13 protein-coding genes are annotated in these 14,368 nt (G+C 57.6%); 9 read left to right on the top strand and 4 right to left on the bottom strand.

The window, feature by feature from the left end:
• Positions 1–469 precede the first annotated feature (469 nt).
• The 6 genes from IB250_RS03210 (at position 470) to IB250_RS03185 (ending at position 5,671) form a co-directional block, all read left to right on the top strand.
• The gene (locus tag IB250_RS03210; protein ID WP_192342942.1) at positions 470–910 is read left to right on the top strand and encodes a hypothetical protein; all 441 of its coding nucleotides are present in this window, start codon (positions 470–472) and stop codon (positions 908–910) included.
• Between the two features lies 1 nt (position 911).
• Positions 912–1,484, top strand: a complete 573-nt coding sequence (locus IB250_RS03205; RefSeq protein WP_192342941.1) for an adhesin — start codon at positions 912–914, stop codon at positions 1,482–1,484.
• Between the two features lie 51 nt (positions 1,485–1,535).
• The gene (locus tag IB250_RS03200) at positions 1,536–2,831 is read left to right on the top strand and encodes a heme utilization protein (RefSeq protein WP_192342940.1); all 1,296 of its coding nucleotides are present in this window, start codon (positions 1,536–1,538) and stop codon (positions 2,829–2,831) included.
• Between the two features lie 62 nt (positions 2,832–2,893).
• On the top strand, positions 2,894–3,574 hold the full coding sequence (locus IB250_RS03195; RefSeq protein WP_192342939.1) for a C39 family peptidase: 681 nt from the start codon (positions 2,894–2,896) through the stop codon (positions 3,572–3,574).
• A 32-nt stretch (positions 3,575–3,606) separates the two neighbouring features.
• Entirely contained in the window at positions 3,607–4,344 is a 738-nt protein-coding gene (locus IB250_RS03190; protein ID WP_192342938.1) for a hypothetical protein, read from the top strand.
• A gap of 46 nt (positions 4,345–4,390) precedes the next feature.
• The gene (locus IB250_RS03185) at positions 4,391–5,671 is read left to right on the top strand and encodes a hypothetical protein (RefSeq protein WP_192342937.1); all 1,281 of its coding nucleotides are present in this window, start codon (positions 4,391–4,393) and stop codon (positions 5,669–5,671) included.
• Positions 5,672–5,797: 126 nt separating this feature from the next.
• Here IB250_RS03185 and IB250_RS03180 read toward each other — a convergent pair whose 3' ends face one another.
• Positions 5,798–7,123: a sigma-54 dependent transcriptional regulator gene (locus IB250_RS03180; protein WP_192342936.1), complete on the bottom strand. Its 1,326-nt coding sequence runs from the start codon at positions 7,121–7,123 to the stop codon at positions 5,798–5,800.
• Between the two features lie 342 nt (positions 7,124–7,465).
• Between IB250_RS03180 and IB250_RS03175 the strand changes: the two genes are divergently transcribed.
• The 3 genes from IB250_RS03175 to nhaB all read left to right on the top strand — a co-directional run bounded on the left by IB250_RS03175 (position 7,466) and on the right by nhaB (position 10,877).
• Positions 7,466–7,729: a hypothetical protein gene (locus IB250_RS03175; RefSeq protein ID WP_192342935.1), complete on the top strand. Its 264-nt coding sequence runs from the start codon at positions 7,466–7,468 to the stop codon at positions 7,727–7,729.
• A 278-nt stretch (positions 7,730–8,007) separates the two neighbouring features.
• On the top strand, positions 8,008–9,297 hold the full coding sequence (locus IB250_RS03170) for a hypothetical protein (RefSeq protein WP_192342934.1): 1,290 nt from the start codon (positions 8,008–8,010) through the stop codon (positions 9,295–9,297).
• Between the two features lie 77 nt (positions 9,298–9,374).
• A complete protein-coding gene (gene nhaB, locus IB250_RS03165; RefSeq protein ID WP_192342933.1) occupies positions 9,375–10,877 on the top strand; it encodes a sodium/proton antiporter NhaB in 1,503 nt (500 codons plus the stop codon).
• Positions 10,878–10,992: 115 nt separating this feature from the next.
• On the opposite strand, the gene IB250_RS03160 is transcribed toward nhaB, so the two are convergent.
• The 3 genes from IB250_RS03160 to gnd are packed head-to-tail and all read right to left on the bottom strand — an operon-like array spanning position 10,993 to position 14,311.
• Positions 10,993–11,814: an HAD family hydrolase gene (locus IB250_RS03160; protein ID WP_192342932.1), complete on the bottom strand. Its 822-nt coding sequence runs from the start codon at positions 11,812–11,814 to the stop codon at positions 10,993–10,995.
• Complete coding sequence (gene zwf / locus IB250_RS03155; RefSeq protein WP_192342931.1) at positions 11,811–13,334, bottom strand: glucose-6-phosphate dehydrogenase; 1,524 nt, start codon at positions 13,332–13,334, stop codon at positions 11,811–11,813. Before zwf ends, IB250_RS03160 begins: the two co-directional genes overlap by 4 nt.
• Positions 13,331–14,311 carry a phosphogluconate dehydrogenase (NAD(+)-dependent, decarboxylating) gene (gene gnd, locus IB250_RS03150; protein ID WP_123496772.1) on the bottom strand — a complete coding sequence of 327 codons (981 nt, stop codon included), beginning with the start codon at positions 14,309–14,311 and terminating at the stop codon, positions 13,331–13,333. The genes zwf and gnd overlap by 4 nt, the downstream gene beginning before the upstream one ends.
• Positions 14,312–14,368 lie beyond the last annotated feature (57 nt).

Raw genomic sequence — 14,368 nt, 5'->3', positions numbered from 1 at the left:
TTTCGGCGGGACCTGTGGGAGCGAGCCTGCTCGCGATTGGGCTATCACATTCAACATCTATGTTGACGGTCAGACCGCTATCGCGAGCAGGCTCGCTCCCACAGGGATTGCGCTTAACTTGCTGGCACTCTCCTCCAGCCATTTGTTGCAGTATTTTTGCAAATACGTCCGCTTCTGAAACACCGTCCCCTCTCGAACAACCCATTTCAACGCCGGTTATCGTCTTGTCATGCGATGTGTTAGAACGCTGATACATCCCGCATAAAGCTTGGATCCAGTGCTATTGCGATCTCTTATCAATATTGCCGTCCCGGCGGTTGTCTCAGACCTGAAACACCCTTTCATCGATCCACTAGCGTTGATCGATAACCCTCTGAATCAAAACGACAATCAAAAACCGGCACAGCTTTCGCTCGCTCCTTCGCAATGTTGATTGGGACCCGCCCACATCAAAGAAGGAATTGCCGCCGTGGGGACATTTGATAGCAGCATCTTTAGCCTCTTACTGATCGGATGTGCACTGGGCTCAAGTGTCAGCCTGCCCGTACAGGCTGACAACGGCATCATTATTATCAAACGTGATGTCCAACCGCGCATGGCAACCCGTGCACCGGTGATTCCCGACCCCAGCCCCACGACCGCCAATGCCAACCCGTCCAGACAAGTCCTCAGGCAAACGAACGAGTTGAGCGACGGCGACTTCGCCAACGTCGCCAGTGGTGCCGGTATCTCCCGCCTGGTCACTCAAGGCACCCACAACAACCTGGGCGGCAATCTCACCAACCAGACCCAGCTTTCCAACCTCCCCGCTGGACGTTCGGGAAACTCGGGCAACGGTATCGCCAACATGGTCAATTCAAATGTCCAGCAAGGTCTGGGTGCTCTGAGAGTTGTAACGGGAGACCGTTGAGATGAATCGTACGCTGCTGATGATGGCCATGTTTTGCAGTGCATCGACCTTTGCCCAGCCTCCCGTCATCAATAACGCCGAAATCGACGGTTCGGGCATGCAGCACCAAGGCAACCTCTCGGTCAACCAGGCGGCGGGCGATCAGCAGCAACAGGCCAATGCCCGGGCCATCGCCATTGGCAACAACGCCAGCGCCACCACACAGATTCGCCAACGGCTGCGCACGCAGGTCGACCCCAGGATCGACGCTCGATCCAGCATTCAAGGCGACTCCTTCAGCCACAGCAACGGCGTACTGGGCGTCAACCAGAGCGCAGGCGCCAGCAATCAGCAAGCCAATGCCCTGCGGATAAGTATCAGTACACAACCGCAAAGTATCGACGACAGCGTCCTCATGCAGCAGAACGTGACGCTGATCCACAACTCCGATCCAACTGACTCTGCACCAGGCAATCGCCAGGTCGCTACCAGCGATCAGGCCTTCACCGGTAGCCGTGGGGTGATCCAGTTGAATCAGAGCTCCGGGGTGGGAAACCGAATGGCCAACACCCTGAGCGTACGGGTCACGGATTGATCCAAACAGGTAGACACAACACTTAACCTAAAATAAGTACGGAGAATCACCATGAAACCTTCGATGGCACTCAAGCCTCTGGTTTTCGCAATTGCTGCGGTCATGGCTGTTGCTGTACAAGCTGGGCAGAACGATTGGCGTGACAATGACCACCACCATGGTCATAAACCCCCTCCTCCAACAAAGATCCCTGTCTATGCGACGGCCAATGCGTGGGATAACCAGAGCAGTACCGGCAACCGCATCCATAACGAGGGGACGGTCAACGAAGCTGAAATGAGCAGCTCTGCCACAGGCGCCAGCGGCAACGTCGGCGTCAACGTGGCAGCAGGTAGTGGCAACCAGCAAGACAACGCGTCCGCCATCGCCAATGCTGCCTCAAACTCCAGTCAGGATAACAGCTTCGTGTTCGGTACTGCCGAAGCCACCGCCGACGTCACGCAATACAGCAACAACAATAGAGTCAACAACTTCGGTAGTACAGCCTCCGCCGTGATGAACGGATCGGGGAATGGCGGCAGCGGCAATATGGGTATCAACATTGCTGGCGGCGACCTCAACCAACAGAAAAACACCATGGCCATTGCCAACACCAATGCCCCGCTTGGTAATGCATTAGCCACCGCCTCTGCCGATCAACAAGGTCCTGGCCTGGTAGTGAATAACTACGCTGATCGGACAACTCGCCTGGATACGATAACCGTTACCACAACGGCCAGCGGTAGTTCCTCTCGCGACAAGTCTTCCGATTTGAGCGTTAACAAAAGCGCTTCTTCGAGCTTCGATGTGAGTGGTTCCAGGAGCGCTGATGCGAGTGGTTCCAGAAGCTCCGATGCGAGCGGCTTCAGAAGTTCGGACAGCAGCTCCAGCCGCAGTGCTTCTTTGAGTGCTGCTTTGGATGCGTCTGCGAATGCCACCAGAACTGTTACCTGGAACAATGGCAATGGCGATCGCACCCGCACCAGGACTGTCGACGCATCGGTTGACGCATCGATCGATGCAGATTTCGACGCATCGCGTCAAAGATCGAGCGACTCCTCGTTCGAAAGATCGTTCGATAAGTCGTGGGAGAGCTCGTCGGCCTCCTCGTTCGAAAAATCGGGCAGTAAAGAGTCCGAATCTTCGTACGACAAATCAAAAAGTTACAGCGAGAGCAGTTCTTTTGATTTGAGCAACACCTATTCCTATCAAGTGCTGACTCCAACTGGCTGGGCCAACCCTGTGACCAACACCGCAACCCTGAACGGTTCGGTGAATGGTGGCAGTGGCAACCTGGGCGTCAACGTGGCTGCGGGTGTGGGCAACCAACAAAGCAACTCGTTGGCCATTTCCAACAACTCGTTCTAATTGCTGTCTCTGGAGGCCCCCTTACGGGGGCCTGTTTCAACACAACCAGAAGGCGTCCTTCCATGCGCATTATTGCTTTGGCATTTTTGCTGTGCGTGGCCAGTGTGAGCGAGGCTGCACAAATGCCGCTGTCCGTCCTGCCGGGTGGCGCGGTGGTGTACAAGCCGATCCAGAGCATTCGCGAGCGTAAGTTTGCCGACCTGGTGCAACAGAAAACCGACTTCAGTTGCGGCGCAGCTGCGCTGGCAACCATATTGCGCCAAGCCTATTGGCTGGACGTAAATGAAGAACAGATCATCGAAGGCATGCTGGCACATTCCGATCAAGATCTTGTCCGTGTCCAGGGCTTCTCCATGCTCGACATGAAGCGCTACGTGGAAAGTATCGGCATGCGGGCCCGTGGCTACCGGGTAGCGCCGCAAACGTTGAGCGACATCAGAATTCCGGTTGTGGTGCTTCTGGATATCCGTGGCTACAAACATTTTGTGGTCATGCAAAGAGTTCACAAGGGCTGGGTCTATATCGGAGATCCGGTACTCGGTCATAAACGCTACAAAGTCGACGACTTTGTAAAAGGCTGGAACGGCATCATCTTTGCCGTCATCGGCCAGGGCTACGACAAAGCCAATGCATTGCTCGACCCACCCATGCCACTGACCGCCAAGAACCGCATCAACACCTTCACCCCGGTGCGAGACGCAGAATTGATGGATTTCGGCTTCATTCAAAGCGACTTCTTCTGATAACAAGGAGCACGACGCTCCGGGAGCATCCCATGAAGACTCCACTCTGGCTGGCCGTGGTTTGCCTGGCCGCCAGCCTCCCGATCCAGGCACAGACGTTCAAACCCATTGAGCTGAAGGATCAGGAATTGGCGACCCTGCGCGGCCGCTATGTCATGCCGGGGCGAATCATCAGTTTCGGCATTGTCATGACCAGCACTTGGCAAAATGCCAACGGTGAAGTGATCGGGGCAACGTCCTCGATGCAAATTCAACAATCGACCATCAAGCCACAGTTCTATGTGTCGATGATCAATGAAAAGGGTAATGGCTCAACGAGTTCGCAAGGCACCGGCACTGTCACTGGTGGCAATGGCCTCAACAGCACCGAAGGCGTCACTCAAGTCGTGCGTGCTGCCGGCGACCATAACAGTGCCTACAACAACGTTCAGATCAACGTCACAAAGGCGAGCCAGGCGCCAGCAACGCAACAGCAGGGCCAGGCGTTGGCCGCAGGCTCGACGTTGGTCGGCGCCAATGGCGCGGGCGCGTTGAGCGTTTCCTCGACCTCTACGGGTATGCAACTCAACATCGTGGCCAACAACAACCAGGGCAGCACCGAACAACGCCTGGCTCAGGGCGGATTGATGCAGAACACGACGTTGCTCGGTGGTGGTAACCAGGTCAACAACCTCACGTCACTCAATGTCGTGCTGCGTGACAACGCGACAGCCGGGTCGCTGAACGGCAACCTGGACCAACTCAAAGGTCTTCGCACTCAAGGATTCTGATCTACGCTCAGTGTCACCCGATGTAGTCAGAAGGGACGGCTAACCCATGCACCGATCGTTGACGTTCAGAGCTATCGTTTGTTTGAGTAGCCTGGCCCCGGTCCCACTGCTGTACGCAGCACCGGACCCCCAGGTCGAAGCACTAAAACAAGAACTCATGGAGTTGAAACAGCGTTACGAAGCACAACAGAACGCGCTTATGGTACTCGAGCAGCGCATTCGCCAAGTCGAAGAAACACCTGCGACGCCTGCCCCCAAACGCCTGACCAAATCCCCCGCAGAAACGCCCGGCAGTGGTCAGACAGTGGCTGCCGGTGCGCCGGGAACCACGGGCAGTTCATACGGCCAATCGCTCAAGGATGATTCGCAACCTGCGCAAAGCGTTTCCAACCTGTATGACGAAGCCAGCGGCTTCTTCGGTGGCGGCAAGTTCAGCTTCGAAACCGGCCTGACGTACACGCACTACGATACCCGTGCATTGGTACTCAACGGCTTCCTGGCACTGGACTCGATTTTCCTTGGCAACATCAACCTCGACCGTATCAAGGCGGATAACTGGACCCTGGACCTGACCGCCCGCTACAACGTGGCACAACGTTGGCAGTTCGACATTAACGTCCCCGTGGTGTATCGCGAATCAACGTATTCCTCCGGTGGTGCCGGTGGCGCAGGCCCGGTGACGTCGGACGCAACCGTGACCCGCGACCCGACCATCGGCGATGTGAACGTTGGCGTTGCCTACAAGTTTCTGGATGAGTCGGCCAATCTGCCCGACGCGGTCTTTACACTGCGCGTCAAGGCGCCGACCGGTGAAGACCCTTACGGCATCAAGCTGGTCAATGACCCGAACAACGATAACCTCTCGGTACCCGAGGAGTTGCCTACCGGCAATGGTGTCTGGTCGATCACTCCGGGTCTCTCACTGGTCAAGAGCTTCGACCCGGCCGTACTGTTCGGCAGCCTGGCCTACACCTACAACATGGAAGATTCTTTCAGCGACATCAGCCCTCAGGTCAACTCCAAGGTGCCCGGGGACGTGAAACTGGGGGATTCCTGGCAGATCGGCGCCGGTATTGCCTTCGCCTTGAACGAGAAGATGAGCATGTCGTTCTCGTTCACCGATCAGTTTGCCAGCAAGAGCAAGATCAAGCCGGACGGTGGTGACTGGCAATCGATTTCCAACAGCGATTACAACTCGGCCAACTTCAACATCGGCATGACCCTGGCCGCGACCGATAACCTGACGATCGTTCCCAACCTGGCCATCGGCCTGACCGACGACTCGCCGGACTTTTCCTTCAGCCTGAAATTCCCGTACTACTTCTAATCCCGCGCACACACTTTTGTTGATCATGTAGCAGCGAGGCTTGCCCGCGAAGAACGCCAGGCGGTTTAACTGAATCACCGCGCTATCGTTCTTCGCCGGCAAACCTCACTCCGGGCCCGCAATCGCTCAACGTATCTGATGCTTGTGCAACAAACGGTAGAAGGTAGGCCTGGATACCCCCAGCACCTTGGCGGCGTTGCTCAAATTATCGCTGTGGCGGTTAAGTACATCGCACAAGGCCTGGCGCTCTGCCCGGCACTTGTAGTCTTCCAGCGTGCCCATCGGCGCGGCAATGGCCTGCTGGCTGAGCAACCCCAGGTCCCGGGCTTCGATCTGCCTTCCTTCAGCCAGAACCAGTCCGCGCCGTACCCGATTGGCTAACTCGCGAACATTGCCCGGCCAGTCGTGCTTGCCCATGGCGATCAGCGCGTCTTCGCTGAAGCTGCGCGGACGACGACCGGTTTCATGGCTGTAGAAATGGGAAAAGTGATTGGCCAACATCGAGAGATCACCATGGCGCTCGCGTAGCGGCACGGTGATGACTTGCAGGACGTTCAAGCGGTAGTAAAGATCTTCGCGAAAGCGTTTCTTCTCGATGGCCGCTTCCAGGTCGACGTGCGTTGCCGCCAATACCCGCACATCCACCGGAATAGGCTGGTGGCCCCCTACACGCTCAATGTGTTTTTCCTGCAGGAAGCGCAGCAGATTGGCTTGCAGTTCCAAGGGCAAATCACCGATTTCATCGAGAAACAGCGTTCCGCCGTTAGCCGCCTCGATCCGCCCGACCTTGCGCTGATGCGCGCCGGTAAAGGCGCCCTTCTCGTGGCCAAACAGTTCGGACTGGATCAAGTGTTCGGGGATCGCGCCGCAGTTGATCGCCACGAACGGTTTGCTGTGACGCTGGGATTGTCGATGCAGCGTGCGAGCGACCAACTCCTTGCCCGTCCCGCTTTCGCCGCGAATCAGCACCGGGGATTCGGTGGGTGCCAGTTTGCTGAGCAGTTTGCGCAGTTCGCGAATCGGTTTGCTGTCGCCGAGTAGTTCATGTTCAGGCTGATCGACATGAACCGTGCCCTGCCCGCGCAAGCGTGCCATACCGAACGCTCGGCCCAGGGTGACCTGAACCCGTGAGACATCGAACGGCAGGGTATGGAAGTCAAAAAACCATTCGCAGACGAAGTCTCCGACATTTTGTAATCGCAGGACTTCTTGATTCAGCACTGCAATCCACTCGGTACCACTACGGGCGATCAATTCCTTGACGGCTTCCGGGCGCTCCAGATGAAAGGGCTGCAAACGCAACAGGCCGACATCGCAGGTTCGTTCGGTGGCGTTTTCCAGGGTACAGCTGTCAACATCCCATCCAACGGCGCGTAAACCCGGCAACAAGCGGTGGCAGTCGTCGCAAGGATCCACTACTAAAAGACGTCGTAAGGCAGGCGCTTCGATCATGACTGTTCCTTGACGCCAAATTTAGGAAATATTAGTAAAAACAGTCATTTGGCGGGCTTCGATGTAACACTAGCAAGATTTTGACGCGAGCTTGTATCGATTGCTTATAGGGTTGTTTGCTTATTAGTTATAAGAAGTCAGTTGGTTAGTTGCCTAACGGGTTAAACCTTTCATTCAGCTTTCAGAAGCGGCCTGAATATCGAATCAATCAAAGAAAGTTAAAATTTCTTTCGATTGTGTGTGACCCAACCCCCGGTTGCGGACATCAGTACAAGTAACCAGCCGAACGGTAAGCCCAACCGACGGCACATCACTTGTTTGGGCATACAGAGAGAAGATCCCATGAACGCCCCGCTCCGTATCAACGAAGCACTTTTGATTGCCGACCGCGCATTCCAACCCTTTCAATGCGTGGCCTGGGCTCTACAAGACGGTAGCGAACTAAACCTGGCCATCATTGATCGCACCAACACGCGCATCAGCCGCAAACAGATTCCAAGCAGCGCCTACTCCGATCCGGCGCAACTTGAACATGTGCTGGAAGAAGCCCGTGCCGAGTTGAGCCAGGAAGGTTACAAATTGCAATCATGGTCCATGCCGCACTAAGTGTATTCGCGGATTGCCGCCCGGCAATCCGCGCCCCTTCTTTTTAGTTGACGATTTTCTACAGTCAGCTGCGCAAACCCTCCCCTGTTTCAACTTCTAACCGCCGGTTTACTTGGCAGGCTTTTCAGTGGTTCGAAAAGACACTGTTCTGGCACAAAACGCCCCCCCTCCAGCTCATGAAAACAGTTGTGCGCCGAGTCATTCAGGGATTGAATGTTTTACTCAGGCGGTCACCTTCCGGGCACCTGGATCAGGACGACTGGCAAGGAGATGCATGCATGTCACCCCAGACTGCTTTTGCCTTACCTGCAACCGTGAATGGCGCCGAACGGCTCGATGCGAGTTTCGCTGGCACCGGCAAGACTCAAGTGTATTTTTCCGGCAGTCTCTCCAGCATGGCCAATGACATTGCGATTGACCCTGTCGGCCGGTTGCTGGTGGCGGCAAAAGTCGGTACGCCGGGCGGCCATCGCTTCGGCCTGGCCCGTCTGCTTGCAGATGGTTCGGCGGATCTGGCATTTGGCAAACAAGGCAGCATCAGCGGGCAGTTCGCCCACGGCTTCGAAGCCATGGCCGGCAAAGTGCGGGTGTTGGCCGACGGGCACATTCTGGTGGCCGGCCTGCATTACGAAAATGCTCACCGTACGCTGCCTGCCCTGGCGATGTTCGATCAGCAAGGCTGCCCGGTCCAGGGGTTTGGCGACAATGGATACTGCGTGGTGCGCCTGCCGGGTGATCTTTCCCGGGGCGCTCGCGATGCCTGGTTACCGCGCGGCATGCCGGGCACTGAAGCCTGTGATGTCTGCGTGCAGGACGACGGTCGAATCCTGTTGCTGGCCAATCATCACTTCGACCTGGCCGATCACGCCGGCATGCTGATACGACTCAACGCCGACGGTTCGCTGGACGATAGCTTCAACGGCCGTGGTTTCGTCATGGTCCGGCACCTGTTAATGAACACCTGGCTCTGCAGCTTGATGGTGCAGCGCGATGGTCGGATCCTGGTGAGCGGAACAATCAATGTTCCCGAGGAAGGTCTGCTGGCGCGTTATCACCCGGATGGCCGGCTGGACGACCGCTTCGCCGTGGATGGTTTCATGACCTTCAAGGCACGCGAGCACAGCGCTCGGGTCTGCCAGATCGTCCAGCATGAAAACGGTGACTTGCATTGCTTTGGCAGCAGTCGCGATCCGATGCTCTGCCTGTCTCTGAAAGTTCACAGTAATGGCCGGCCGGATATTCATTGCAACGGTGGCCAGCCAAAGCTATTGGGAGTCGGCCGCAGCGACTGCCACTGGACCGCCGCCGGGGTTCAGCCGGACGGGCGAGTGCTGACAGTCGGAGCGACGGTCGGCGGGGTCGAAGCTGATCTCGTTTTTGCCCGATATTTACCCAGTGGGCAACTGGATCGCAGTTTTGCCAAGGGCATCGGCTGGTGTCGCACACACCTGAGTCACGGTTCGCATACTGCTACTTCATTGGCCATTCAGGCCAACGGTTGCATTGTCATAGGCGGCTATTCACTGGACGGCAACTGCCGCGCGGTCGTCGCGCGTTATCGGTGTTAGGCCAACGTCATTTTCCGCACTTGATCTTCTGTTGTTCTTACGGCAACTTGCGCGCTTCTTAAAACAAGGAGTAGCCGATGTCTGGTTCAATGGCCCAGGCCTTCGCGCATAATTTTCTCGGGCACTCACCTCGTTGGTACAAGGCGAGCATTGTCGGCTTCCTGATTCTCAACGCTCTGGTGTTGTGGACGGTCGGTCCGGTGGCGGCCGGCTGGTTATTGGTGCTGGAGTTTATTTTCACCCTGGCCATGGCGCTCAAGTGTTATCCGTTGATGCCCGGCGGGTTGCTACTGGTCGAAGCATTGCTGCTGAAAATGACCACGCCCCAGGCGCTCTATGATGAGCTGGTGCACAACTTCCCGGTGATCTTGCTGCTGATGTTTATGGTGGCAGGCATCTATTTCATGAAAGACCTGCTGTTGTTTCTCTTCTCGCGCTTGTTGTTGGGGGTTCGCTCCAAGGCCCTGCTGGCGTTGATGTTCTGTTTCCTGTCCGCGTTTCTGTCGGCGTTTCTCGATGCGTTGACCGTGACTGCGGTGATTATCAGTGCGGCGGTGGGTTTCTATTCGGTGTATCACCGTGTCGCCTCGGGCGGCGATCCGCGTCAGGACAGCGAAATCGGCGATGACCGGCACTTGCCCACGCTCCATCACGCCGACCTCGAACAGTTCCGCGCCTTCCTGCGCAGCCTGCTGATGCACGGTGCGGTCGGCACCGCGTTGGGCGGTGTGTGCACGCTGGTTGGCGAGCCGCAGAACCTGTTGATCGGCCATGAAATGGGTTGGCACTTCGCCGAATTCTTTTTGAAGGTCGCACCGGTGTCGTTGCCGGTATTGGCAGCGGGTCTGGTGACTTGCGTACTGCTGGAGAAACTGCGCTGGTTCGGCTATGGCACGCTGCTGCCGGACAATGTGCGTACGGTGCTGGCCAACTACGCCGCCGAAGACAACGCCGCACGCACTGCACGTCAGCGCGCTGCGTTGATGGTTCAGGGCGCGGCAGCGCTGATTCTGATTGCCGGCCTCGCGTTTCACGTCGCCGAAGTCGGCTTGATCGGTTTGATGGTGATCGTGCTGATCACCGCATTCACGGGCATTACCGATGAGCATCGCCTTGGCAACGCCTTCAAGGATGCCATGCCGTTCACGGCGCTGCTGGTGGTGTTTTTCGCAGTGGTGGCAGTGATTCAAGATCAGCAACTGTTCACACCGCTGATCCAGTGGGTGCTGGCGCTACCGACAAGTCAACAGCCGGGCATGTTGTTTATTGCCAATGGCTTGCTGTCGGCCATTAGCGACAATGTGTTCGTGGCGACCATTTACATCACCGAAGTGAAACAGGCGTTCCTCGCCGGCCACATGAGCCGCGAACAGTTTGAAACCCTGGCGATTGCGATCAATACCGGCACCAACCTGCCGAGCGTGGCGACGCCCAATGGTCAGGCGGCGTTCCTGTTCCTGCTGACCTCGGCGATTGCCCCGCTGATTCGCCTGTCGTACGGGCGGATGGTATGGATGGCGCTGCCTTATACCGTGGTGATGGGCGTGTTGGGCTGGTATGCGGTGAGCTACTGGCTGTAACACCGGCCAAATGTGGGAGCGGGCTTGCTCGCGAAGGCGATGTGTCATTCAACAACGATGTTGAATGTGACGGCCTCTTCGCGAGCAAGCCCGCTCCCACATTGGTTTTGTGTCGTTATCGAGGGAGGATGTATTGCTCGATCGCCTGGGCCGCGCCGTCTTCGGTATTGGCTCCGGTCACCACGTCGGCCTGACGCTTCACCGCCTCTTCCGCCTGCCCCATGGCGATCGACAACCCGGCCCGGTGAAACATCGCCGGGTCATTGCCACCGTCACCCAGGGCGGCGGTCTGTTCCAATGGCACCCCGAGAAACTCGGCCAGTGTTGCCAATGCCTCGCCTTTGTTAGCCAGCATCGCCGTCACGTCCAGATAGATCGGTTGTGAACGCGAAACCTGCGCCTGCCCTTCGACCTTGGGCAGCAACTGCGCTTCCAGTTCGATCAACAGTTCGGCGTTATTGCTGGCCGCGACGATTTTGTCGATACGTGCAAGGTAAGGCTCGAAATTCTCGACCACCACCGGCGGATAACCCAAGCCGTGCTGCTCTCGCGGGACCATCGGGCCGTACGGATCTTTCAACAGCCAGTCGCCGCCACTGAACACCCAGACTTCAATGTCAGGCTGATCGGCAAACAGTGTCAGCGCCGTCAGCGCCGCCGTTGCCGGCAAATAATGTGCAACCAGCACACTGCCGTCCGGGTTTACGAGGGTGCCGCCATTGAAGGCCGCCGTCGGCAGATCAACACCCAGGGCTTCGATCTGCTGCAACATGGCTTTGGGCGGACGTCCGGTGGCCAGGCTGAACAGTACGCCAGCCTCGCGCAAGGCGCGGACCGCTTCGATCGTGCGCTGACTGAGGCTGTGATCAGGGAGCAGTAACGTGCCGTCCATGTCGCTGAGCAGAAAACGGATGGGCTGTTGCGTTATCTCACTCATCCGACGCTGTGCCAGACGCGGCCGTCGCGGGTGAGCAGCTCATCAGCAATCTTAGGTCCGTCTTCGCCGGCCGTGTAGTTCTCCACCGTTGCGTCCTGCTGCCAGGCATCGAGGAATGGCTGCACGGCGCGCCAGCCGTTCTCGATGTTGTCGGCGCGCTGGAACAGCGTCTGATCGCCGGTCAGGCAGTCGTAGATCAGGGTTTCATAGCCGGTCGATGGCTGCATCTCAAAGAAATCCTTGTAGGCAAAACCCAGCTCGATATTGGCCATGTTCAACGCCGGCCCCGGCCGCTTGGCCAGCAGGTCGAACCACATGCCTTCGTTTGGTTGAATCTGGATCCGCAGGTAGGTCGGCTGCAACTCATCGACCTCGGTGTCGCGGAACTGCGCATACGGCGCCGGCTTGAAGCAAATGACAATCTCGGTGTCGCGGGCGCTCATACGCTTGCCGGTGCGCAGGTAGAACGGCACGCCGACCCAGCGCCAGTTGTCGATCATGACTTTGAGCGCGACATAGGTTTCGGTCGTGCTGTCGGGTGCCACGTTGGCTTCCTGGCGATAACCGGGCAGCGGCTCGCCACCAATCTCGCCGGCGGTGTATTGGCCGCGCACCGAGTTGGCTCGCGCTTCCTCGGTCGACCAGGGGCGGATCGCGCCGACGACTTTGGCTTTTTCGCCACGTACCGCATCGGCGCCAAAAGCAGCCGGTGGTTCCATGGCCACCATCGCCAATAATTGGAACAGGTGATTGGGCACCATGTCCCGCAGGGCGCCGGTGACCTCATAAAAACTGCCACGGGTTTCCACGCCGACGGTTTCGGCGGCGGTGATTTGCACGTGGTCGATGTAATGGTTGTTCCAGAAGGCTTCGAACAGGCTGTTGGAGAACCGGCTGACCAGAATGTTCTGCACGGTTTCCTTGCCCAGATAGTGATCGATCCGGTAGATCTGCTTTTCCGTCATCACTTTGAGCAAGCACGCGTTCAAGGCTTCTGCGGTATGCAGATCGGAGCCGAAAGGCTTTTCGATCACCACCCTTCTGAAGGCATCGGGGGTTTCTTGCAGCAATCCGGCAGCACCGAGACGCCGCACCACCTCACTGAAAAAACGTGGCGCGGTGGCCAGATAGAAAATCGCATTGCCCGTGCCGCTGGCGGCGATTTTCGCCGCCAGCGCTTCGTAGGTGCGTTCGTCAAGGAAGTCGCCCTGGACATAGCTGATGTGCTTGGCCAGTTTGGCCCACAACACCGGATCAAGGGATTGATCGCCCTTGCCAACCTTGGCCGCCACTTCCACCCGAATGAAATCTTCGAGCTTTTTGGCGAAGGCTTCGTCACTGATAGCGTTGTGATCAACGCCGATGATCCGCAGTCCATTCCCCAGCAAACCGTCGCGACTCAGGTTGTACAGCGCCGGCATCAGCAAGCGCTTGACCAGATCACCATGGGCACCGAACAGAAACAGCGTGGTAGGCGGTGCGGGTTCTGCCTTGGATTTCCTGCGGATCACATGGGTCATTTTTTCGGGGTCTCCACATGGCCGCCGAAGCCGAAGCGCTGGGCCGAGAGAATCTTGTCACCAAAGGTGCCTTGCCCGCGCGAACGGTAGCGCGAGAAGAGCGAGTTCGACAGCACCGGTACCGGCACCGATTGCTCCATCGCGGCTTCGATGGTCCAGCGACCTTCACCGCTGTCAGCCACAGAGCCTGAGTAGCCGTCGAGCTTCGGATCGCTGGCCAGTGCGTCGGCGGTCAGATCAAGCAGCCAGGACGACACCACGCTGCCACGACGCCAGACTTCGGCGATGTCGGCAACGTTCAGGTCGAAACGCTGGTCTTCCGGCAGGTTGGTGCTGGCTTTGGTCTTGAGGATGTCAAAGCCTTCAGCGAAGGCCTGCATCATTCCGTATTCGATGCCGTTGTGAATCATTTTCACGAAGTGGCCAGAACCAGCCGGGCCTGCGTGGATGTAACCGCGCTCGGCGCGATCGTCATCGGACTGGCGATCCTTGGTGCGCGGGATGTCGCCCATGCCCGGGGCCAGCGTTTCGAACAGCGGGTCAAGACGCTTAACGGTGTCGGCATCGCCGCCGATCATCATGCAGTAGCCACGCTCCAGGCCCCAGACGCCGCCGGAGGTGCCGACGTCGATGTAGTGCAGGCCTTTTTCCGACAGGGTTTTGGCCCGGCGGATATCATCCTTATAGAAGGTGTTGCCGCCGTCGATGATGGTATCGCCCGCTTCAAGCAAGGTGCTCAGGGTGTCGATGGTGTCTTCGGTCGGTGCGCCGGCGGGCAGCATGACCCACACCGCGCGTGGTTTGGCCAGGCCAGCGACCAGGGCTGGCAAGTCGGCAACACCGGTGGCGCCTTCTTCAGCCAGGGTATCGACAAATGCGCTATTGCGGTCGTAAACAACGGTGGTATGTCCGTTGAGCATCAGGCGCCGTGCAATATTACCGCCCATGCGGCCCAGTCCAATAATCCCGAGTTGCATGTACTGATGCTCCCTACTACAAATAAAGTGTGTCAAAGGTTATAGCCCAACGCGACT

The organism is Pseudomonas sp. PDM09, from assembly GCF_014852305.1.
Taxonomy (GTDB): domain Bacteria; phylum Pseudomonadota; class Gammaproteobacteria; order Pseudomonadales; family Pseudomonadaceae; genus Aquipseudomonas.
The sequence above is the reverse complement of the archived record's forward strand: the minus strand, read 5'-3'. Positions and strand labels throughout refer to the sequence as shown.

Coding starts and splice junctions, on each gene's coding strand:
- IB250_RS03205 (WP_192342941.1), top strand. CDS start 912: ATGAATCGTACGCTGCTGATGATGGCCATGTTTTGCAGTGCATCGACC.
- IB250_RS03200 (WP_192342940.1), top strand. CDS start 1,536: ATGAAACCTTCGATGGCACTCAAGCCTCTGGTTTTCGCAATTGCTGCG.
- IB250_RS03195 (WP_192342939.1), top strand. CDS start 2,894: ATGCGCATTATTGCTTTGGCATTTTTGCTGTGCGTGGCCAGTGTGAGC.
- IB250_RS03190 (WP_192342938.1), top strand. CDS start 3,607: ATGAAGACTCCACTCTGGCTGGCCGTGGTTTGCCTGGCCGCCAGCCTC.
- IB250_RS03185 (WP_192342937.1), top strand. CDS start 4,391: ATGCACCGATCGTTGACGTTCAGAGCTATCGTTTGTTTGAGTAGCCTG.
- IB250_RS03180 (WP_192342936.1), bottom strand. CDS start 7,123: ATGATCGAAGCGCCTGCCTTACGACGTCTTTTAGTAGTGGATCCTTGC.
- IB250_RS03175 (WP_192342935.1), top strand. CDS start 7,466: ATGAACGCCCCGCTCCGTATCAACGAAGCACTTTTGATTGCCGACCGC.
- IB250_RS03170 (WP_192342934.1), top strand. CDS start 8,008: ATGTCACCCCAGACTGCTTTTGCCTTACCTGCAACCGTGAATGGCGCC.
- nhaB (WP_192342933.1), top strand. CDS start 9,375: ATGTCTGGTTCAATGGCCCAGGCCTTCGCGCATAATTTTCTCGGGCAC.
- IB250_RS03160 (WP_192342932.1), bottom strand. CDS start 11,814: ATGAGTGAGATAACGCAACAGCCCATCCGTTTTCTGCTCAGCGACATG.
- zwf (WP_192342931.1), bottom strand. CDS start 13,334: ATGACCCATGTGATCCGCAGGAAATCCAAGGCAGAACCCGCACCGCCT.
- gnd (WP_123496772.1), bottom strand. CDS start 14,311: ATGCAACTCGGGATTATTGGACTGGGCCGCATGGGCGGTAATATTGCA.